At 74.5% G+C, this 18990-nt stretch carries 18 protein-coding genes and 1 pseudogene; 6 read left to right on the top strand and 13 right to left on the bottom strand.

All coding sequences use genetic code 11. From position 1 onward, the window contains the following. Positions 1–139 precede the first annotated feature (139 nt). Entirely contained in the window at positions 140–559 is a 420-nt protein-coding gene (locus ABZW32_RS35295; RefSeq protein WP_356224298.1) for a hypothetical protein, read from the bottom strand. A 190-nt stretch (positions 560–749) separates the two neighbouring features. Here ABZW32_RS35295 and ABZW32_RS35290 point away from each other — a divergent pair, with 190 nt between their 5' ends. Continuing rightward, on the top strand, positions 750–1481 hold the full coding sequence (locus ABZW32_RS35290; protein WP_356224295.1) for an SDR family oxidoreductase: 732 nt from the start codon (positions 750–752) through the stop codon (positions 1479–1481). Positions 1482–1537: 56 nt separating this feature from the next. Here ABZW32_RS35290 and ABZW32_RS35285 read toward each other — a convergent pair whose 3' ends face one another. The 4 genes from ABZW32_RS35285 to ABZW32_RS35270 all read right to left on the bottom strand — a co-directional run bounded on the left by ABZW32_RS35285 (position 1538) and on the right by ABZW32_RS35270 (position 6066). Next, entirely contained in the window at positions 1538–3295 is a 1758-nt protein-coding gene (locus ABZW32_RS35285; RefSeq protein WP_356224292.1) for a carbohydrate binding domain-containing protein, read from the bottom strand. Between the two features lie 121 nt (positions 3296–3416). Beyond that, the gene (locus ABZW32_RS35280) at positions 3417–4874 is read right to left on the bottom strand and encodes a VWA domain-containing protein (protein WP_356224289.1); all 1458 of its coding nucleotides are present in this window, start codon (positions 4872–4874) and stop codon (positions 3417–3419) included. A gap of 105 nt (positions 4875–4979) precedes the next feature. Next, positions 4980–5183: a cold-shock protein gene (locus ABZW32_RS35275; protein ID WP_030228921.1), complete on the bottom strand. Its 204-nt coding sequence runs from the start codon at positions 5181–5183 to the stop codon at positions 4980–4982. Between the two features lie 220 nt (positions 5184–5403). Then, a complete protein-coding gene (locus ABZW32_RS35270) occupies positions 5404–6066 on the bottom strand; it encodes an NAD(P)-binding domain-containing protein (RefSeq protein WP_356224286.1) in 663 nt (220 codons plus the stop codon). A gap of 221 nt (positions 6067–6287) precedes the next feature. On the opposite strand from ABZW32_RS35270, the gene ABZW32_RS35265 reads away from it, so the two are divergent. Beyond that, positions 6288–6749, top strand: a complete 462-nt coding sequence (locus tag ABZW32_RS35265) for a hypothetical protein (protein WP_356224283.1) — start codon at positions 6288–6290, stop codon at positions 6747–6749. A 75-nt stretch (positions 6750–6824) separates the two neighbouring features. Here ABZW32_RS35265 and ABZW32_RS35260 read toward each other — a convergent pair whose 3' ends face one another. Next, complete coding sequence (locus ABZW32_RS35260; protein WP_356224280.1) at positions 6825–8186, bottom strand: FAD-dependent oxidoreductase; 1362 nt, start codon at positions 8184–8186, stop codon at positions 6825–6827. Between the two features lie 139 nt (positions 8187–8325). Next, on the bottom strand, positions 8326–9060 hold the full coding sequence (locus ABZW32_RS35255) for a MerR family transcriptional regulator (RefSeq protein WP_356224277.1): 735 nt from the start codon (positions 9058–9060) through the stop codon (positions 8326–8328). 89 nt (positions 9061–9149) lie between these two features. On the opposite strand from ABZW32_RS35255, the gene ABZW32_RS35250 reads away from it, so the two are divergent. Then, entirely contained in the window at positions 9150–10334 is a 1185-nt protein-coding gene (locus ABZW32_RS35250; RefSeq protein WP_356224274.1) for an erythromycin esterase family protein, read from the top strand. A gap of 146 nt (positions 10335–10480) precedes the next feature. Here the strand turns inward: ABZW32_RS35250 and ABZW32_RS35245 are convergent, their stop codons facing one another. The 3 genes from ABZW32_RS35245 to ABZW32_RS35235 form a co-directional block, all read right to left on the bottom strand. After that, complete coding sequence (locus ABZW32_RS35245) at positions 10481–11014, bottom strand: GNAT family N-acetyltransferase (protein WP_356224271.1); 534 nt, start codon at positions 11012–11014, stop codon at positions 10481–10483. A gap of 69 nt (positions 11015–11083) precedes the next feature. After that, complete coding sequence (locus tag ABZW32_RS35240; RefSeq protein WP_356224268.1) at positions 11084–12043, bottom strand: 2-oxoglutarate and iron-dependent oxygenase domain-containing protein; 960 nt, start codon at positions 12041–12043, stop codon at positions 11084–11086. A 36-nt stretch (positions 12044–12079) separates the two neighbouring features. Continuing rightward, entirely contained in the window at positions 12080–14953 is a 2874-nt protein-coding gene (locus tag ABZW32_RS35235) for a hypothetical protein (protein WP_356224265.1), read from the bottom strand. Positions 14954–15222: 269 nt separating this feature from the next. Between ABZW32_RS35235 and ABZW32_RS35230 the strand changes: the two genes are divergently transcribed. Further along, positions 15223–16197, top strand: coding sequence for a hypothetical protein (locus ABZW32_RS35230; RefSeq protein ID WP_356224263.1), 975 nt, complete (start codon positions 15223–15225; stop codon positions 16195–16197). Next, complete coding sequence (locus tag ABZW32_RS35225) at positions 16190–16603, top strand: peptidase inhibitor family I36 protein (RefSeq protein ID WP_356224260.1); 414 nt, start codon at positions 16190–16192, stop codon at positions 16601–16603. The genes ABZW32_RS35230 and ABZW32_RS35225 overlap by 8 nt, the downstream gene beginning before the upstream one ends. A 67-nt stretch (positions 16604–16670) precedes the next feature. Here the strand turns inward: ABZW32_RS35225 and ABZW32_RS35220 are convergent, their stop codons facing one another. Genes ABZW32_RS35220 through ABZW32_RS35210 form a run of 3 tightly spaced genes read right to left on the bottom strand, consistent with a single transcriptional unit; the run spans position 16671 to position 18588 of the window. Then, positions 16671–17729, bottom strand: coding sequence for a GNAT family N-acetyltransferase (locus ABZW32_RS35220; protein ID WP_356224257.1), 1059 nt, complete (start codon positions 17727–17729; stop codon positions 16671–16673). A 2-nt stretch (positions 17730–17731) separates the two neighbouring features. After that, positions 17732–18157, bottom strand: coding sequence for a hypothetical protein (locus ABZW32_RS35215; RefSeq protein WP_356224255.1), 426 nt, complete (start codon positions 18155–18157; stop codon positions 17732–17734). Then, positions 18154–18588: a MarR family transcriptional regulator gene (locus tag ABZW32_RS35210; RefSeq protein WP_356224252.1), complete on the bottom strand. Its 435-nt coding sequence runs from the start codon at positions 18586–18588 to the stop codon at positions 18154–18156. Before ABZW32_RS35210 ends, ABZW32_RS35215 begins: the two co-directional genes overlap by 4 nt. 177 nt (positions 18589–18765) lie before the next feature. On the opposite strand from ABZW32_RS35210, the pseudogene ABZW32_RS35205 reads away from it, so the two are divergent. Next, positions 18766–18990: pseudogene (locus tag ABZW32_RS35205) on the top strand (hypothetical protein); the annotation flags it as partial.

The raw sequence follows: 18990 nt of genomic DNA, 5'->3' as shown, positions 1-18990 counted from the left end.
GCTCCGCTCGGGTTGGTGGGGGGGGCCGTCCTGGGGGTTTTTCCTCCCCGGGGGCCGCACCGGCCCCGCGGGACGGTACCGACCCGCGCGGCGGGCCCGAGCCTATCGGGGGCCCGCCGCGGGGAGCGGAGGAGGGCGGTCAGCTCACGGTCACGACGACGGTCGGCGAGACCGTCTCGTCGTCGCCCATGATCCGCAGCTGTTCCTTGCCCTTGGTGTTGAGCTTGCCCGTCAGGGTGTAGCTACTGCCGTTCTCGACCGCGGCGTTCGAATGCAGGGTCGTCCATTGGCCGTTGTTCAGGTGCTGGAGCACCAGCTTGCTGCCGACCTTCAGCCCCTTGGTCCGCCCGGTGAAGACCACCTTGTCACCGACCTTCACCGCGACCAGGTTGGGCGTGACGGTGATCGATTTGTCGGCTGCGGGACTCGCGGCCGGTGAGGACGGCGGCTTGGGACTGGCGGCGGCGAAGGCGTCCACGGCTCCGCCCGTCAGCAGTGCGGCTGACAGCAGGCCTGCGGCGACGCTCCGGGCGCAACGGCTGCGCGATATGGACTTCACGGTGGCTCCCGTCTCGGGTGTGCCCCCCTCGTGTGAACCTCTGCGAGGCTATCCAGCACCCGGAGGATCGGCGACCGGACGGGTGCGCGCGACGGCCGCGAGGAGGCCGAACGCGAGGTCGGATTACCGCCAGCACGCCACACCGGCAACACCTTTCATTGAACCCGCAACCAATTACGAGGAGCGGCAGATGAACGGCAAGACGGTTCTGGTCACGGGCGGCAGCCGGGGCATCGGCGCGGCCACCGCGCTGCGCCTGGCCACGGCGGGCGCCGATGTGGCGATCACCTACACCGCCGACGAGGCGGCGGCGCGGAAGGTGGTCGACGGGATCCGGGCCCTGGGCCGCCGGGCCGTCGCGGCCCGTGCGGACGCGGGGGACGCGGGCGACGCGGCGGGCGCCGCCGACTGGGCGGCCGGAGCCCTGGGCGGGCTCGACGTACTCGTCAACAACGCGGGCATCGGGGTGCTCGGCCCGCTGGAGGAACTCACCCTGGCCCAGGTCGACCGGGTCCTCGCGGTCAACGTCCGCGGGGCGTTCCTGACCGCGCAGGCCGCGGCAGAGCGGATGGGACCGGGAGGGCGGATCATCACCATCGGCACCTGCATGACCCAGCGCGTGCCGGGCCCCGGCGGAACCCTGTACGCGATGAGCAAGTCGGCGCTCACCGGCCTCACCAAGGCCCTCGCCCGCGAGCTCGGCGGGCGCGGCATCACCGCGAACATCGTCCACCCGGGCCCGGTGGACACCGACCTGAACCCGGCGGACGGCCCCTACGCGTCATCGCAGACGGCGCTGACCGCCCTCGGCCGGTTCGGCCGCCCCGAGGAGGTCGCGGACATGGTCGCGTTCCTGGCCGGGGACGGGGCCGCGTACGTCACGGGCGCCGAGTTCTCGGTGGACGGCGGGCACGCGGCATGAGGCGCGCCCCCGTCCCCGCCGTCGGCAGAGCGGGGACGGGGGCGCGGGTCGGGGGGTCAGCTCACGGCGAGGTCGTCGCCGAGGACGGCGCCCTGGCCGTACCAGCCGTGCAGGTAGACGGTGACCGTGCCGGAGGCTCCGGTGGTGAAGGGCACCGTCAGCTTGGTCCAGGCGGCCGAGCTGGTCCACGTACTGGCGTTCGCGCCGCCCCGGACTCCGAGGTATGCGTAGCTGCCCTGGACCCAGCCGCTGAGGGTGTAGGCGGTGTTCGGGGCGAGGGTCAGGGTCTGCGCGCATTCTCCGGTGCGGTCACCGGCGGGGGTGCCCTGGACGGCGTACGCGCCCCCGTGCACGGGGGAACTCACCACCGCGCCGCCGCTCTCGCAGGTCCAGGGCGCGAGTGAACCGCTCTCGAAGCCGCCGTTGACGAGGGCGCCGCTGCCGCCGCCCGGCCCGGACACGGTGAGCGCGAAGGGGGCCGTACGGGTGAACGCGGTCCCGGCGCCGGTGACGGTGAGCGCGTAGGTCCCGGGCGGGGCCGACGCCGAGGCGGCGACCGTGAGCACGGCGGAGCCGCCCGCGGTGACGGAGCCGGGGGCGACGGAGGCCGTCACGCCGGGCGGGGCGCCGGCGACCGTCAGCGCGACGGGCTGCGCGGTGCCCGCCGTGACCCGGGTGGCGACGGAGGCGGTGGCGGTACCGCCGGGGGCGACGGAGGCGGAGCCGGGCGTGACGGAGAGCGAGAAGTCGTCGGCCACCGGTCCCGCGCCCCGGGTGAAGGGCCCGAAGGTGTGGGTGAAGTACCAGGGGTCCTGGGCGATGCCGGAGCAGGTGTCGGAGCCCCCGGTGCCGGGGCAGCCGCCGTTGTCGCGCTGGAGCGCCCAGAAGGAGAGGGTGTTGATGCCCTTGGCGACGGCCCAGTCGTAGACGGCGGTGGCGTCGGCGGTGGTGAAGGTCTCGGCGGGCCCGTAGTCGTCGATGCCGGGCATCTCGGTGACACCGACCATGCCCCACAGTTCGGCGGGCGTCTTCGCCGGGTACAGCGTGGCGAGCTGTCCGTAGAGGCCGGTGGCGGCGCTCTGGGTGTCCGCCGCCATGTTGTGCGCGGCACCGTCGTAGTAGTCGAAGGTCATCAGGTTGACGACGTCCACCCGGGCGCCCGCCGTCTTGGCGCTCTTGAGGACGGCCAGCCCGCTGCTCGCGAGTCCGCCGGTGGTGGTCGGGAGGGTGTAGGAGACCTGGAGGGGGCGGCCGCTCGCGGCGGCCCAGTCCTGCACCTTCTTGATGGCCTGGTTGCGGCGGTCGATCCCGGCCTTGTTGGTCAGGGAGTTGTCCTCGATGTCCATGTCCAGGCGGGTGACGTCGTAGGTGGTGATCACCTTCTGGTAGGCGGCGGCGATCGAGTCGACGCTGGTGCAGCTGTCCGCGATCTCGGTGCCGCCGTTGTCGGCCGCGTAGCCGCCGAAGGAGGGGATGACGTCGCCGCCGCGCGAGCGCAGGGTCGTGAAGTCGGCGCCGAAGACGGAGGAGGCGATGGGCTGGGCCGTCGAGCCGTTCCAGTACGGGGTGCAGGAGCCCTTGGCCTCGGTCTGGACGAAGGCCATGGTCAGGTACTTGGCACCGGACTTCTGCGCGAGGTCTGCGGGGCTGTCGGAGGAGTACGCCTCGAAGTAGGGCGCGAAGACGTGCGCGGGCAGCGGGGTCGGCGCGGCCTGCGCGGGTCCCGCGCCCGCCGCGACGAGGAGCCCGGCACAGGCGGCGAGGGTGGCGAGCGCCGCCGTGAGCGGGCGGACGGAACGCGAAGGGTGTCTCAACGAAGCTCCCGGTGGGGCGCGAGCGAACGAACGGACGCCCCATGATTGGTCTGGACCAACCATGGGGTCAAGGGTCCGGACACCTCCGGTTCCGTCCGATCGCCGTGCGGCGCAAGGGGGTTCAGCGCAGGATGCCCGCCCGCCGGGCCGCTCCCAGCCAGGAGGGGAACTCCGAGAGCAGCCGGTCGTAGAGCTCGGCGTCCGAGAGCCGGTCGATGTCGTCGACGGCGAAGAAGCCGACGTTGTCGACCCGGCGCCCCGGCATGGTGTCGAAGCGCTCCAGCACGCCGAAGCCGGCCCGGCCCAGGCCCACGAACTGCCAGAAAACCGGCTCCTCCACGGCCTCGCGCAGTTCCCGCTCGATCTCGGCGTTGCGGTAGACGCCGCCGTCGGAGAAGAACAGCACCAGGGTCGGCGCCGGAGCCGGGTGGGCGCGTACGTAGGCGCGCACCTCGGCAATCACCTTCTGCTCCTCGTTCTGGAAGCCGACCTCCCGCATGTCGATCTGGCCGGAGACCAGACCGCGGGGCGGCTTCTTGCGGCCGAAGAGGCTCATCTGGCCGACGCGCACGTGCAGTCGGAGCCACTCCGGGAGGTCACCGACGGCGAGGTCCGGCAGCCGGGCCGGGTTGGTCGCGAAGGTCCAGGCCTGCATCTCGCCGTCGTCGTCGAGCTGCGCCGCGACGGCCGCCATCCGTTCCACCACCGAGGCGACGGTGCCCCGGGAGTAGAGCGCGCTCATCGAACCCGAGGCGTCGAGGACGAGGATCACCCGCGCGGTCACGCCCGCGGCGCCGTTCTTGCTCAGGCTGACGGCGACCTGTCGCTTGCGCAGGGAGAGACGGCCGCGCATGTCCTCCGGGAGCCGCTCCTCCCCCTTGACCATCCGGACGGCGGGGTCGGGAGCGGGAGCGGGTACGGGTACGGGGGCCGGTCCGGGCGCGACGGCGGGCGGCCTCGGGGCGGCCACGACCGGAGCGACGGGCCGGGCGGGAGCGGGGGCCGGCACGGAGGCGGGAGCGGGAACGGAGGCGGGAGCGGGAACGGTCGCCGCCGCCGCGGGCGCGTCGTCGACGGTGATCCCGAAGTCCGTCGCCAGTCCGGCGAGCCCGCTCGCGTACCCCTGCCCCACCGCCCGGAACTTCCAGACGCCGGCCCGCCGGTAGAGCTCACCGCTCACGAAGGCCGTCTCGGGCCCGGCGGTCATCTCGAAGCGGACGAGTTCGGCCCCGGACCCCGCGTCGAGGAGCAGCAGGTGCAGTCCGGGGACCCGGCCGAAGGTGCCCCCGTCCGCGGAGGCGCAGAGCGCGACCCGTTCGACGCCCGGCTCCAGGGCCGCCAGGTTCACCTCCAGCGCGTCGGCGCCCGGCCGCTTGCCGAGGTGGCGTACGGCACCGGAGGCGTGGACCGGCTGGTTGTAGAACACGAAGTCGCCGTCGGAACGGACCCGCCCGCCGCCCGCGAGCAGCAGGGCCGACGCGTCCACGTCCGGCACGCCCGGCCCCGGCCGCCAGCCGAGCACCACTCTCACGGAGGCCGCCGCGACCTGCAGGTTGGCGCCTTTGCTCAGTGTCGTCACGACGCACAGTCTGCCGGGTGGGCCGCCGCTCCCGGTAGGCGGCGGCGAACGGGGCCGGGGCCCGCACCATCGGTGCGGGCCCCGGCTCTCGGCTGCGCGTCGGCGTCAGGCGGGCACGATGTTCTCGGCCTGCGGGCCCTTCTGACCCTGGGTGACGTCGAAGTTCACCTTCTGGCCCTCCTGGAGCTCACGGAAGCCCTGGGTGGCGATGTTCGAGTAGTGGGCGAACACGTCGGCGCCGCCGCCGTCCTGCTCGATGAAGCCGAAACCCTTTTCCGCGTTGAACCACTTCACGGTGCCGGATGCCATATGGATTCTCCTTCGGGGCTGTACCCGGGGCCGCACTGTGCGACGCCGGCGTCGCCGTGTTGATTGACCCTGTCCGAAAGCATCCGGAATTAAGAAGTGCGCCCGTCGGACAATCCGATGGGAGCGCTTGAAATCTTTGGGAACCACACCTGCAACTGAACGGCACCGTAGCACAGAGAAACGGTTCGACCTCGAAGAGTTACTGCGTCCGGGGTGGTCCTCAGCCCCGGAATTCCTCCGTCCGGACGGGCGAGGCCTCGGCCAGGGCGCGGGTGACCGCCTCCACACCCGCCCGCAGTCCGTAGACGGGGGTGTCGGGCTGCTGGCGCCAGGAGTCGTCGATGCCGCCGGCGTCGACGGTGTCGAAGCCGAGCTCGTCGACGAGGGCCCGGACGGTCTTCTTGGCGGCCTCGTCGTCGCCCGCCACCGGAACGGCGATGCGGTCGGGGTCACCGGCCGGACGCGGCCGGTCCAGGATGTCGGCGGCGTACGTGCCGTTGAAGGCCTTGATCACCGGGTGGCCGAGGTGGCGCTCGGTCCAGCGGCTCTCGGTCAGGCCCTCGTCCTCGATGGCGGCGATGCGGCCGTCGCGCCGGCGCGGGTAGTAGTTGCCGGTGTCGATGACGGCGAAGCCCTCGGCGGCCCCGTCGAAGAGTCCGGCGGGCAGGTCGGGAACGTTCTTGAGGGGAACGGTGACCACGACGACCTCGGCGCCCCGGGCCGCCTCGGCGACGGTGACGGCGGTGGCTCCGGTCTCCTCCACGAGGGCGGTCAGGGTCTGGGGGCCGCGGGAGTTCGCGACGGAGACCTGGTGCCCCAGGGCGGTGAGCCGGCGGGTGAGGTTGCCGCCGATGTTCCCGGCGCCGATGATGCCGATCTTCATGAGCTCTCCAGTGCGTACGGAATCGGATGTCGCGTCTGTCCGAACCCCCGCGGGGCCGTCGGCATTCCTCCGGACGGCGGTCCGATTTCCGATTTCCTCCGTACGAGCTAATTCCGGCCATTTCCCGGACGTCGAGAACCGGTTGGCGGCGCGTCACGTCCTGGAGGGCAGTGCCGGGGACCGTACCGGCACGCAGTCAGAACGGGGAAAGGCATCCACCTGTGTTCACGTTCCCGAGCAAGCGCGCCACGTCCGTCGCCCTGGCGGCCACCGCCGCCGCGGCGGCGCTCTCCTTCGCCCTCGTCACCGGTACGTCCGCCACCGCCGCCCCGCCGCAGTCCGTGTCCGGCAGCCCGGAGGGCGCCTTCAGCCGGATCTCCGACTTCTACGGCTCCTACATCGACGCCGTGTACGACGGCGACGGCAAGACCGCCGACCAACTGCGCTCCTTCTACCTCTCCCCGCCGCTGCAACAGGAGCTGAAGCGGTGGGAGGAGACCAACCACGCGAACGGCGTGCTGCGCGCGCAGAACGTGCCCACGCAGTGGAAGGTGACGTCCACCGGCAGCGGGACGGGCAAGACCAACGCCACGGTCACCCTGACCTGGGGAGGCGGCGACACCACTCTGGTCCACGTGCAGGCCGACCTGAAGACGAAGAAGATCACCTCCATCACCGGCTGATCCGGGCGCCCGGGGACACCCCGGGCCCCGGACGCACGAGTGGGGCCCGCCGTCCGGCGGGCCCCACTCGGTCGTTCACGCGCCGCTGGCGTCGAGCATCCCCTCGCGCTCCACGATCTTCACGCGCTCGCGGCCCTGCGGCTCGCCCAGCGCCTTCTCGGCGGCGTCCAGCCTGTGCCAGCCTTCCCAGGTGGTGAAGCGGACCTGCCGCTCGGCGAGGAAGGCCTCGACCGCCTCCGGCCCGGGGGTGGCCGGCGTGAGCAGGCGGCCCTCGGCGTGGTCGGCGAGCAGGTTGGCGACGGTCTCGTTCGCATCGCCCTTGGTGTGGCCGATCAGGCCGATCGGACCGCGCCGGATCCACCCGGTCACGTACGTCGAGGCCAGGTGCGCGCCGTTCTCGATGACGCGGCCGCCCTCGTCGGGAACCGTGCCGGACTCCACGTCCCAGGGGAGCTTGGGCAGTTCGTCGGAGAGGTAGCCGACGGCCCGGTAGACGGACCCGACGTCCCAGGTGGTGAACTCGCCGGTGCCCTTGACGTTGCCCGTGCCGTCGAGCTCGGTGCGCTCGGTGCGCAGGCCGACGACCTTGCCGTCCTCACCGAGGATCTCGGCCGGGGACTCGAAGAAGTGCAGGTACAGCTTGTGGGGGCGGTCGCCGATGTCGCGGATCGCCCAGTTCTCCAGGGTCTTGGCGACCATGTCCGCCTGCTTGTTGGAGCGGCGGGTGGTGATCGAGCCCTCGTCGTAGTCGATGTCCTCGGGGTTGACGATGACCTCGATGTTGGGCGAGTGGTCGAGCTCGCGCAGCTCCATCGGGCTGAACTTGGCCTGCGCCGGGCCGCGGCGGCCGAAGACGTGGACCTCCAGGGCCTTGTTGGCCTTCAGGCCGTCGTAGACGTTCGCCGGGATCTCGGTCGGCAGCAGCTCGTCGGCCGTCTTCGCGAGGATGCGGGCCACGTCGAGGGCGACGTTGCCGACGCCGAGCACGGCGACCTTCTCCGCCTCCAGCGGCCAGGTGCGCGGCACGTCGGGGTGGCCGTCGTACCAGGAGACGAAGTCGGCGGCGCCGTAGGAGCCGTCGAGCTCGACGCCCGGGATGCCGAGCGCACGGTCCGCGGTGGCACCCGTGGAGAAGATCACCGCGTCGTAGAACGCGTGCAGCTCGTCGAGGGAGATGTCGTTCGGGTAGTCGACGTTCCCGAACAGGCGGACCTGGGGCTTGTCGAGCACCTGGTGCAGGGCGGTGATGATGCCCTTGATGCGGGGGTGGTCGGGGGCGACCCCGTACCGGATCAGACCGAACGGGGCGGGCATCCGCTCGAAGATGTCGATGGACACACCGGGAGCGGCGGCCGCCTCGGACTTCAGCAGCGCGTCGGCCGCGTAGATACCGGCGGGGCCGGCACCGACGATTGCTACCCGCAGAGGGCGAGGCATGACTTGGGTTCCCTTCGACCGACAATCTGACTGATCAGGAGAACCCTAAACTAAGGCGACCCTTACCCGGCACCCGCCCCCTGGTTATGACCCCATAACCGGATCTTATGGCTTACCAAAGTCTGACTTTTGGCTGACGCTACGGGGTCCGCAGGTAGGTGTCGAGGGCGGCCGCGCCCGCCAGCATCGCCAGCCCCCGCGCCGTCAGCCGCTCGCGCCACTCCCGCAGCGTCGCGCCCAGCGGCCCGGCTCCGCCCGCCGCCCGGACCCGCTCCAGCACCCGCGCGATCCGCTCCAGGCCGTACCCGCCCCGCCGCAACTGGTGGGCCAGCAGCGCGTCGCGCACGTCGGCGGGGGTGTAGACGCGGTAGCCGGTGCGCGGATCCCGGCGGGGCACGACCAGTCCGGCCCGCTCCCACGTGCGCAGCGTCGCCGGGCGGATGCCGAGCCGGTGCGCCAAGGGCCCGATGAACGTCACGCCCTCCGCCGGCTCGGGCCCGGGCTCCGACTCTGGCCCGGGCTCCGGCTCGCGCCGCGGCCCTCCCCGTGGCGTCGGGCCGCGCAGCGCCTCCTCCACCTCTTCCAGTGTGCGCCGGTCGTCGGCCAGTTCCGCGTGGCTCCCGTCGATCAGCCGCAGCGCCCCCTCGACCTCGCCGCCGTTCACGGCCCGCATGATCGCCCCCGCCGTCGCGTGACCGTGGGCGGGGATCAGCGCCAGGAAGGTCCGCAGCGCCGCCGCGTGGCGCGGGGCGTAGCGTCGGTACCCGCTGGGCGAGCGCCCGGCCGGCGGCAGGATCCCCGCCTCCTCGTAGTTGCGCACCGCCTGCGTGGACAGGCCGTGCTCGCGCGCCAGGTCGATGGGCCGCAACCACATTTTGAAGGTTGATCCTCACTGTCGGGCCATTTCCCGCGGGAATCAGCCGCCAAAGTTTACACCGGGGCTTCAACGATACGGTTGAGGTCATGACGGCAACGATCCGGGACGCCGCCCGTCCCTTCAGCGGCGGCGCCCTCACCGCCCTCCTGTCCCCCGCCCCCCGCCTGCTCGGTCTCGGCGAACCCACCCACGGCGTCGAGGCCTTCCCCGAACTGCGCAACGAGCTCTTCCGCCACCTCGTGGAACACGAGGGCTACCGTTCGATCGCCCTCGAGAGCGACTGCCTGGCGGCCCTGGTCGCCGACGCGTACGTCGGCGACGGCACCGGAACCCTCGACGGGGCGACGGCCCGCGGCTTCAGCCACGGCTTCGGCGCCTCACCGGCCAACCGCGAGCTGCTGCGCTGGATGCGCGCGTACAACGAGGGACGTCCCGCCCACGAGCGGCTCCGCTTCTACGGCTGCGACGCGCCCCTGGAGATGACCGGCGCCGCCTCCCCCCGCGAGGCCCTGACGGAGGTCCGCGCCTACCTGGCCGCCCGTCTCGACCTGCCCTGGAGCGGCGCGGACCTCGACGCGCTGCTCGGCCCCGACGAGCGCTGGACGGATCCGGCCGCCCTGATGGATCCCGCCCGGTCCGTCGGCCGTACCCCCGAGGCCGGGCGGCTGCGGCTGATCGCCGACGACCTGGGCGTACTGCTCGACGCGCACGCCCCCGACCTGACGGAGGCCACCTCTCCCGAGGCGTTCTGGCGCGCGGCCCTGCACGCCCGGACGGCCACCGGACTGCTGCGCTACCACGCCGGCCTGGCCGACACGGCGCCCGGCCGGCTGGGCGCGCTCGTGTCCCTGCGCGACCTGCTGATGGCCGACCACCTCGACGCGATCGTGCGCCGGGAGGCCCGCCGCGGCCCCACCCTCGTCTTCGCCCACAACGGCCACCTCCAGCGCGACCCGAGCCGGATGGAGTTCGCCGGCCTGCCGCTGCGCTGGTGGAGCGCGGGTGCTCTGGTCTCCGCCCGCCTCGGCGACCGGTACGCCTTCGCCGCGAGCGCCTTCGGCAGCCGGGGCACCGACGTACCCGGCCCGGACACCCTCGAAGGGCTCCTGTCGGCCCTCCCGTACGACCGCGGCGTCATCGATCCCGGCCGGCTCGCCGCGGCCCTGGACCGGACACCACCGGCCCGGGTCCCCGCCGACCACACCTACGCCGCCCTCGATCCGGCCGCCACCGGCCGGGCGGACGCCCTCGTCTTCGTCCGGGAGGTCTGAGGGCCGTCACGGCACCGCGGTTCCCGGCGGGCGGCTGCCCGCCGGGAACCGGCGCGCGTCACCCTTGGCCGGATCGGCGACGGCGGGTCGGGCGGTCGTCGGGCGGCCGGGCGGTCAGGCGGTCAGGCGGTCAGGCGGTCAGGCGGTCAGGCCTCGTACTCGGTGAGGTCGATGCTGTGGAGGACCAGGAGGGCTCCGGACTCCGGGTCGGTCGCGTTGCCGTCCTGCTTCATGCCGAGCTTGCGGACCACGTTCTCGGATTCCTCGTTGCCCGAGCGGTTGACGGCGACGACCCGGTCCAGGCCGCGGTCCTGGAGGGCGAACTCCAGGGTGGCGTGCGCGGCTTCGGAGGCGTAGCCCTGGCCCCAGAACGGCCGGCCCAGCCGCCAGCAGATCCCCACGGCGTGCTCGACCTCGGCCGGGCCCTCGGGCACGGTCAGGCCCACGGCGCCGATCAGCTCGCCGGAGGCGAGGAGTTCGACGGCGAAGACGCCGAAGCCCTCGTCGTCCCATTCCTCCTCCCAGCGCTCGATGGCCTCGGCGGTCTCGTCCAGGCCGAGGACGGAGCCGTCGCCGATCCAGCGCATCACCTCCGGGTCGGCGTGGATCTCCGACAGGGGGACGAGGTCGTCGTCGCTCCAGCGGCGCAGGATGAGTCGGGGGGTACGGATCTCGGTCATGCCCTCATCCTGCCGAACGCGGCCGACCAGGGGTAATCGGGTCCCCTCCCCGCCGTCGGACGACCGGTCTCAGGAGACGGTGATCGCGTCCAGCTTGGCCCGCAGGTAGGTGTGCGAGTCGACCGGCTCGTGCACCACCCGTCCCAGCGGGGCGGGCAGGGACTCGACCCGGGTGTGCGGATCGCACTCGTAGAAGTAGACGAGGGAGAGGAGTTCCTCGGCCGGGGCGTGCGCGGGCGGCGGGAGGACCCGGTGGCGGCCCGCCCGCCAGCGGTCGCCGGTCCAGCGGGCCAGCAGGTCGCCGATGTTGACGGTGAGCGCGGCCGGGTCGTACGGGGCGTCCTGCCAGCCCCCGTCGTCGGTGTGGATCTGGAGCCCGCCGGCGCCCGGCTCCCGGTCCAGGACGGTCACCGTGCCGAAGTCGGTGTGCGGGCCGATGCGGAACTGGCCGGGCAGGGGCGGGCCGACGGCGCCCGGGTACCAGTTGACGTTGAACCCCCAGGTGGGGTGGCCCGTGTGCCGGGTGAAGTGGTCCTCGGGCAGGGTCAGGGCCACCGCGAGCAGCTCCAGCAGCTCGTCGGACAGGGCCCGCATCGCCGCGAGGTACGCGGTCACCAGCGGGCGCAGTTCCGGTACCTCGGCGGGCCAGGCGTTGGGCCGGAACCACTCGGCGTCCACCGAGGGCACGCCGGTGGGGTCATCCGCCGCCCAGGACCAGGATTCCTTGAGGTCGGGCGGGGAGGCCGTTCCCTCGGCGTAGCTGTTGGCCTCGGCGCCGGGGCCGAGCCAGCCGCGGCCGCCGACGCTGACGGCGTAGGGCCGCTTCGCCCCGGGCGGCAGCCGGAAGAACGTGCGGGCCGCGTCCCGGATCCGGGCGGGCAGCTCCGGGTCCAGGCCGTGGCCGGTGACGAGCAGGAAGCCGGCGGCCTGGAGGGCCTCGTCGACGCGGGCCGCGGTCCGGGCGCGCGCGGCGGGGTCGCCGGACCGCCACGGTCCGAGGTCGATGACGGGTACCTGGGAGCTCACCATGCGGGAACTGCCTTCCGGGGTGGGGTGGGGTGGGGCTCAGGGGCGTTCGAGGCCGCTGCACGGCGGCGCGTAGTCCAGGTAGGGCATGTACGAGGACCACTGCGCGCGCGTGATCCGGGGCCCGGTGCGCGCGCAGGCCCCCGCGAGGGCCCTGTCCAGGTCGGTGTCGGCCAGCCGCAGGGTGGTGTCGAAGCCCCCGGAGGCCAGGGCGGTGCCGTCGGGGCTGAAGGCGACCGAGCCGACTGCGGTGGTGTGCCCGGTCAGGACCGCCAGCGCGGCGGGGCGCCCGTCGCGGGGCAGGCTCCACATCCGGACGGTGCGGTCGTCGCTCGCCGTGGCCAGGCTGCGGCCGTCGGGGCTGAAGGCCACCGCGCCGACCACGTCGGTGTGCCCCGTGAGGGCGGCGAGCGGGGCCGGGGCGCGCGGGTCGGAGACGTCCCACAGCCGGACCTGGGCGCGTCCGCCGGACCCGGTGGCGAGGGTGTGGCCGTCGGGGGCGAAGGCGACGGAGAACACGGCGGTGTCGTGGCCGGTGACGACGGCGAGCCCGGCGGGCCGGGTCCGGTCGGTGACGTCCGTCAGGCGCACGGTCGTGTCCTCCCCGGCGGTGGCCAGGACGTGCCCGTCCGGGCTGAACGCGACCGCGCGCACGGTGTCGCGGTGCCCGGTGAGCAGCGCGGTCCGCGAGGGCGTGCGCCGGGCGGGATCGGCCACGTCCCACAGCCGTACGCCGCCGCCCGCACCGGCGGTGGCCAGGGTCCGGCCGTCGGGGGCGAAGGCGAGGGCGCGTACGTCGCCGCCTTCGGCGGGCAGTTCGGCCGCCACAGCCGGGCGGGCGGGGTCGGCCACGTCCCACAGCCGCACGGTGCCGTCGGCGCAGGCGGTGGCCAGGAGGCGGCCGTCCGGCCGGTAGGCCACGGCGCGCAGGTCGTCGCCGTGTCCGGCGAGGGTGGCCACCAGGACGGGCCGGTCGGTGCCGCGGGTGCGCCACAGCCGGGCGGTGTGGTCCCCGCTGGCGGTGGCGAGCCGGCGCCCGTCGGGACGGTAGGCGAGGGCGACGACCTCCTTGTCGTGCGCGGGCAGCGAGGTCATCAGGGTGGACAGGAGGCTGTCGCGGGTCCGGGCGGTGGGCGAGAGGCGGTGGGCGGTCAGGCTCAGCTGGACGGCGAGGCCCGCCTCGGTGGCGGCGACGTCGGTGGCGGTGTCGGCGAGGTTCTGCGCGACGGCGTCGTTGCGCTGGCGGGTGACCTCCCCCTCGGCCCGTACGGCGTTGCCGGTGGCGACGGCGGCCACCACGACGAGCGCGGCGAGCGCGCCGACCAGGCAGCGCAGCCTGCGGGTGCGGCGGCGGGCTGCGTGGCCCGCGGCGGCCTCGGCGGCGGTGCTGGCATCGAGGAACTCCCGTTCCCCGGCGGAGAGTCCGAGGGCGGGCGGGGCGAGGGTCTCGTGGGCCAGGGCGAGCCGGGTGCCGCGCAGCAGCGCGCCGGGGTCGCGTCCGACGCCCTCCCAGGCCCGTGCGGCCTCGGCGATCTGGCGGTGGCGGCGCAGCCGTTCGCGGTCGTCGCCGATCCAGCCGCGCAGCCGGGGCCAGGCCCGGATCAGGGCCTCGTGGGTGAGCTCGACCACTCCCTGGTCCAGGGTCAGCAGGCGCAGCGCGGCGGCGCGGGCCAGGACGGTCCGGGTGTCGGCGTCCTGGCCGAGTTCCTCGCGCGCGACGGGCCGTTTGGTGTCCTCCGTGCCCTCGCCGAGGGCGATGAGGTGGACGAACACCTGTCGGGCGAGGGTCTGCTGGTGGGCGGGGAGGGAGGCGTGGAGGGCTTCGGCGGACTGGGCGAGGGCCCCTTCGAAGCCGCCCGCGGCGTGGAAGCCGTCCAGGGTGAGGGCAGCGCCGCGGCGGCGCCGCCAGGTCTCCAGCAGGGCGTGCGAGAGCAGGGGAAGTACGCCGACCTGGCCGTGGGCGTGCGCGACGAGGGTGGCCTGGAGGCTGCCCTCGACGGTCAGGCCGGCCCGCCGGGCGGGTTCGACCACGGCGCGGCGCAGTTCGGCGGCGCTCATCGGGCCGACCACGATCTGGGCCTCGTGGAGCACCTCGACGAGTTCGGGGTGGCGGGTGCAGTGCGCGTAGAAGTCGGCGCGCACGCCGAGGACCACGCGGCAGCCCGAGCCGGGGCGCCGGGCGGCCCCGACGAGCGCGGAGACGAACCGGGTGCGTTCGGCGGCGTCGGAGCAGACGGTGAAGACCTCCTCGAACTGGTCGACGATCAGCACCCGTTCGGCCGCGTCGGGCTCCTCGTGGCCGTCGAGGGCCCGCCGGGCCCGGTCGAGGGGGCGGGGTCCGGGGGTGAACACGCTGACGGTGGGGGCGGGGGCGTCGGTGCGCAGCCGGGGCAGCAGTCCGGCGTGCAGGAGGGAGGACTTGCCGGCTCCGGACGCGCCGACGAGGGCCACGACGCGGTGGCGGGTCAGGGCGGTGAAGAGGTCCCCGACGAGGCGTTCGCGGCCGAAGAACAGCCCGGCGTCCTCGGCGCGGAACGCGGCGAGTCCCACGTACGGGAGCCCGTCCGGGCCGCCCTCCCGCGCGGGCCCGCCCGCCCCCGCGGCCTCCGCCGCGGCCCCGGATCCGGTTGGCGCGGCGGATCCGGCGGCGAGTTCCACGGCGACGGCGTGCCAGCGGCGCTCCCACTCCCCCGCATCGCCGCCGCAGGCGCGCACGTAGGACAGGGTCACGTCCAGGCTGGGCAGCCGGCGGCCGGCGGCGGCCCCGGAGAGGGTGGCCACCGAGTAGTGGGCGCGGGCGGACAGGTCGCGGTACGGCGGGGATCCGGCCTCGTGGCGCAGGCGGCGCAGGGCGGTGGCGAACTCCAGCAGAGGCCCGTCCCCGCCGTCCAGCGGGCGTTCCTTGCGTGCCATGTGCCGCTCCTTCCGCCCCGGCCCCTTTTCTGCGGTCCGGGGTGGATTGTTCAGCAATTGTTTGTTCGCTGCCAGGGCCCCGACGGCGAACAACGCGGGGCGGCTACACCTGGGTCCGGACGGCGGCGGCCGGAATGCGGACGCGTCGGCACCCGGACGGGTGGCCCGCCGGGGCACGGGGGTGACCCGGACGGGTGCCACGGCGGGGACTGCGGACGGATCGGCGGACGGCACGGCCGTGGAACGCACCGGAGAGGAGGACCGGACGGATGAGGCGAGCACGAGGGGGCCCGGTGGCAGCCCTGGCCGCGGCGGTGGCGCTGGCGGTACTCACGGGCTGCGGGGCGGGCGGAGGGCCCGCGCGGCCGGATCCGGGCCCGGCCCCCGGGCCGCGCTCCACGGCGGCGGCCCCGGATCCGGACGCCGGTGCGTCCCGGCTGCTGGCGCGGGCCGAGCAGGTCCTGATCAGCCGCTGCATGGCCGAACGCGGCTTCGCGTACGCCGTCACCGAACCCCCGGCGCCCGAGCGGCGCTCCTTCCCGTACGGGGTGGACGACGTGGAGTGGGCCCGGGCCAACGGCTACGGCGGCCGGGCCGCCCGCGAGGACGAGCGGGCCCGGGCTGCCGATCCCAACCAGCGCTGGTTCCACCGGCTGCCGGCGCGCGAGCGGGCGGCCGCCCGTACCGCGCTGATGGGCGCCTCGCCGGTGGGGCTCTCCGCCGAGGCCCCCACCGGCATGACCCTCACGGCGAGCACGCAGGGGTGCCTGGCGCAGGCCCAGCGCGCGCTCTACGGGGATCTGGCCGCCTGGTTCCGCGTCAAGGTCGTCACGATGAACCTCCGCCCCGCGCAGGAGGAACGGGTCCGCCGGGACCCGCGGTACGCGGAGGCGGTCGGGCAGTGGGCTGCCTGCATGCGGGCGGCCGGCCGGCCGTACGACTCCCCCGACGCCTCCCGGAGCGCGGCGGCCGCCCTGGCCGGTGACCTGCCGGCGGAGCGGGCCGACGCGGCCGAGACCGCCATGGCGGTCACCGAGGCGACCTGTGCGACCGGCACCCCGCTGAGCCGGGTCTCCAGAGCTCTGGACCACGCCTACGGCGACGAAGTCCGCGCGCTCCACCGGGACGAGATCGACCTCAGGCGAAGGCTCCAGAACGACGCGCTCCCCAGGGCGGAGCGCGTCGTGTCACCACCCGACCGAAGCACCGATGCCACGACACGATCCGGAGGATCCCATGCGTAAGTTCCGTACGACCATGCCGGCCTGCGCGCTCGCCCTTCCGCTGCTCGCGCTCCCCACGACCCTCACCACCGCCTCGGCGGCCCCGTCCGACGCCTCCGGCGTGGCGGCCGACGGCAACTACTGGGTCTGGGCGGACACCAACCGGGGCGGCCCGGCCTGCGGTTGGAGCGGCAACGACTCCGACTGGCGCACCTGTGGCGCCGGGAACGACTACGACATGAACGACCGGGCCTCGTCCTGGTGGAACAACGGCTACGCGGGCTCGCTCGGGGACGTCCGGGTCTACGAGAACATCGGCTACGGCGGCGCCTCCACCTGCGCGCCCAACGGCTCCTCGGGCAACATCCCGTGGGAGTGGAACGACCGGATCTCCTCGCACAAGTGGGTCACGAACTGCGGGTTCTGATCCGCTGTCGGAAGACCACCGCGAACGGCCTCCCGGGACCCGAACCCGGGAGGCCTCCCGCGTTCCGTCAGCGCCCGGCCGCGCGCAGGACGTACCGGCCTGCTCCCCGGTGCTCGAACCCGGCCCGCAGGAGCACGGCCCGCGAGGGCCCGTCCGCCTCCTCGGCGGTGGCGCACAGCTCGTGCGCGCCGGGCTGGGCGAAGGCCCAGCGGGCCAGCGCCCGCAGGGCCTCGGTGGCGTGTCCGCACCCGCGGGCGGAGGGGACCAGCTCGCAGCCGGTCTCCGCGCGGCCTTCGGCGTCGGGGGCGGCGCGGAAGCCGATCCCGCCGACCGCGCGGCGGTCGCGGGCGCGCACGATCGCGTACGGGCCCCAGCCCGGCCGGTGGGCGCCCCGGTCCCGGAGCAGCCGCGCGGCGGCGGCGCGCGTCCCCTCGGGAGGTCCGTCGGCCGTCCAGGTGAAGCCGCCGGTGCCGCCGCCGGCCAGGTCTCCCGCGAGCGACGGGGAGATCTCGCAGAGCACGACGCCGGTGCCCACGACGGGGTCCCCGTACCAGCGCCAGGTCCTGCGGCGGGGCAGGCCGGGGAAGGCGGCCCGGCCGGTGGCGGCCAGCAGGGTCTTCCAGGGGGCGTCGGGCCCGGAGCGCGGCACGTGCGGGAAGAGCCGGTCGAGGACCAGCGCCGCGGCGGGGTCCTCACCGCGCCAGTGGGTGACGCCGAGGCCGTGGAGAACGTCGTGGGTGTGGAGCAGCAGTTCCGCGGTACCCATCGCGGCGAAGCCGCCGGGGCCCGCGGAGCCGGCCGGGTGCCAGGCCCGGTCGTCGGGGCGGGCGGCCCGGACGGCTGCGGCCAGCAGGAGCCCGCTCGCCCCCACGAGGTCGACGAGGGCGCCGGGCGGGGTGCCGGGGGCGGCGCCGACCGCGAGGGGGAGGTAGGAGCCGGTGACCCGGCCCGCGAGCTGCGCGGCGAATCCGGTCAGGTCCCCGGCCAGGTGGACGGCCGTCTCGCGGCAGCTCCACTCCAGCCCCGCCGCCGGGGCGGACCAGTCCAGGTGCGCGACGGCGCGCAGCGCGCGGACGGTGGCGGACACGGCGGCGGCCAGTCCGCCCGCGGGGTCCTCCCCCGTCACGGTTACCCGCTCACCGTGCGGAAGGGGGCGAGGTCCGGTTCGACCCAGCCGGCCCGCGCCCGCGGGGAGTCGAGCGTTTCCGGACGGTAGAAGCGGGTCGGCAGCTCCTTGTCGAGCAGGTGGGGGTGGCGGTCGGCGAAGCGGGCGAAGTCGTCGGCGTCCGGTTCGGCCGCGTGGTGGCCCACCAGTTCCACCCAGGCCCGGGTGAGGGTGGCGTGGAACTTCTCGGGCACGCCCGCGCGGATCGTGAGGGCGCGGATGCCGTCGCCGATCAGGTCGGCCGCGGCGGGAACGCCGAGGCGGCGCACGGCCAGCCAGGTCAGGTGGACGTGTTCGCGATGGCCGAAGCGGCCGGTGGCCTCCTTCACCTCGGCGAGCAGCGACCCGAAGTCGGGCGTGGGGGTCGGGGTGGGGGTGGGGGTGGTCATGAGGACACCTCGGTGAGAGCGTTCAGGGCGGTGCGCAGGGCGGCGAGCGCTTCGTCGGGCAGCCCGGCGAGGGCCCGGCGCTCCAGCTTGGTGACGGCCTGCCGGATGGTGGTGGCGGCGCGGACTCCGGAGGGGGTGAGTTCGACGAGGACCGCGCGGCGGTCTCCCGGGCGGGTGCCCCGGGTGATGTGACCGCGGCGCTCCAGGCGGTCGAGCACGCTGGTCAGGGTGGTGGGGCGGGTGCCCGCGGCCGCGCCGAGTTCGGACACGGTACGGGCGCGGCCGTCGGCCAGGTTGGCCAGGGCGTTGATCTCGGAGGGGGTCAGGTCGAGGTCGGCCAGCTCCGCGGCGAGCACCTGGAGGGTGGCGTGGGTGGCCCGCTGGAGCGCGAGGAGTGCGGACCAGTCGGACGGCACGGATTCGGACTTCACGATTCCAGACTATACGATTTCGTAGTAACCGGCGCCAGTCGAGCGTCCCCGGACCCGTCGGCCCGGCACCGCCGCCGCTCGCCCCGGCCGGGCTCAGTCAGGTAGCCCCGCACCGCACCGGGAGCAGTAGCGGGCATCGGATTCGGTGGCGAGGCGGCCGCAGTCGGGACAGACCCGGTGCAGCAGGCAGGCGGCCTCGCCGCCTTCGGCGAGGAGCCCGGTGGCCGGGGGCGCGACGGGCACAGCAGGCGCGGCGGGCCCAGCGGGCGCAGCAGGCCCAGCAGGCCCAGCAGGCCCAGCGGGCGCTATCACGCCTGGCCGCCCGGGGTCTATCCGGAGCTGCTGGAGAGGGCGGGGTTCCGGGAGGTCGCCCAGCAGCACCCCACGGTGGAGGAGGCGCAG

The organism is Streptomyces sp. NPDC004667 (genome assembly GCF_040609475.1).
Taxonomy (GTDB): Bacteria; Actinomycetota; Actinomycetes; order Streptomycetales; family Streptomycetaceae; genus Streptomyces.
Note: the sequence above shows the minus strand (reverse complement) of the source record. Positions and strands in the feature narration are given on the sequence as shown.

What these genes read in the sequence shown, in the direction of transcription:
- ABZW32_RS35290 (WP_356224295.1), top strand. Translation starts at nt 750, where the DNA reads ATGAACGGCAAGACGGTTCTGGTCACGGGCGGCAGCCGGGGCATCGGC.
- ABZW32_RS35275 (WP_030228921.1), bottom strand. Translation starts at nt 5,183, where the DNA reads ATGGCATCCGGCACCGTGAAGTGGTTCAACGCGGAAAAGGGTTTCGGC.
- ABZW32_RS35270 (WP_356224286.1), bottom strand. Translation starts at nt 6,066, where the DNA reads ATGAAGATCGGCATCATCGGCGCCGGGAACATCGGCGGCAACCTCACC.
- ABZW32_RS35260 (WP_356224280.1), bottom strand. Translation starts at nt 8,186, where the DNA reads ATGCCTCGCCCTCTGCGGGTAGCAATCGTCGGTGCCGGCCCCGCCGGT.
- ABZW32_RS35255 (WP_356224277.1), bottom strand. Translation starts at nt 9,060, where the DNA reads ATGTGGTTGCGGCCCATCGACCTGGCGCGCGAGCACGGCCTGTCCACG.
- ABZW32_RS35250 (WP_356224274.1), top strand. Translation starts at nt 9,150, where the DNA reads ATGACGGCAACGATCCGGGACGCCGCCCGTCCCTTCAGCGGCGGCGCC.
- ABZW32_RS35245 (WP_356224271.1), bottom strand. Translation starts at nt 11,014, where the DNA reads ATGACCGAGATCCGTACCCCCCGACTCATCCTGCGCCGCTGGAGCGAC.
- ABZW32_RS35240 (WP_356224268.1), bottom strand. Translation starts at nt 12,043, where the DNA reads ATGGTGAGCTCCCAGGTACCCGTCATCGACCTCGGACCGTGGCGGTCC.
- ABZW32_RS35235 (WP_356224265.1), bottom strand. Translation starts at nt 14,953, where the DNA reads ATGGCACGCAAGGAACGCCCGCTGGACGGCGGGGACGGGCCTCTGCTG.
- ABZW32_RS35230 (WP_356224263.1), top strand. Translation starts at nt 15,223, where the DNA reads ATGAGGCGAGCACGAGGGGGCCCGGTGGCAGCCCTGGCCGCGGCGGTG.
- ABZW32_RS35225 (WP_356224260.1), top strand. Translation starts at nt 16,190, where the DNA reads ATGCGTAAGTTCCGTACGACCATGCCGGCCTGCGCGCTCGCCCTTCCG.
- ABZW32_RS35215 (WP_356224255.1), bottom strand. Translation starts at nt 18,157, where the DNA reads ATGACCACCCCCACCCCCACCCCGACCCCCACGCCCGACTTCGGGTCG.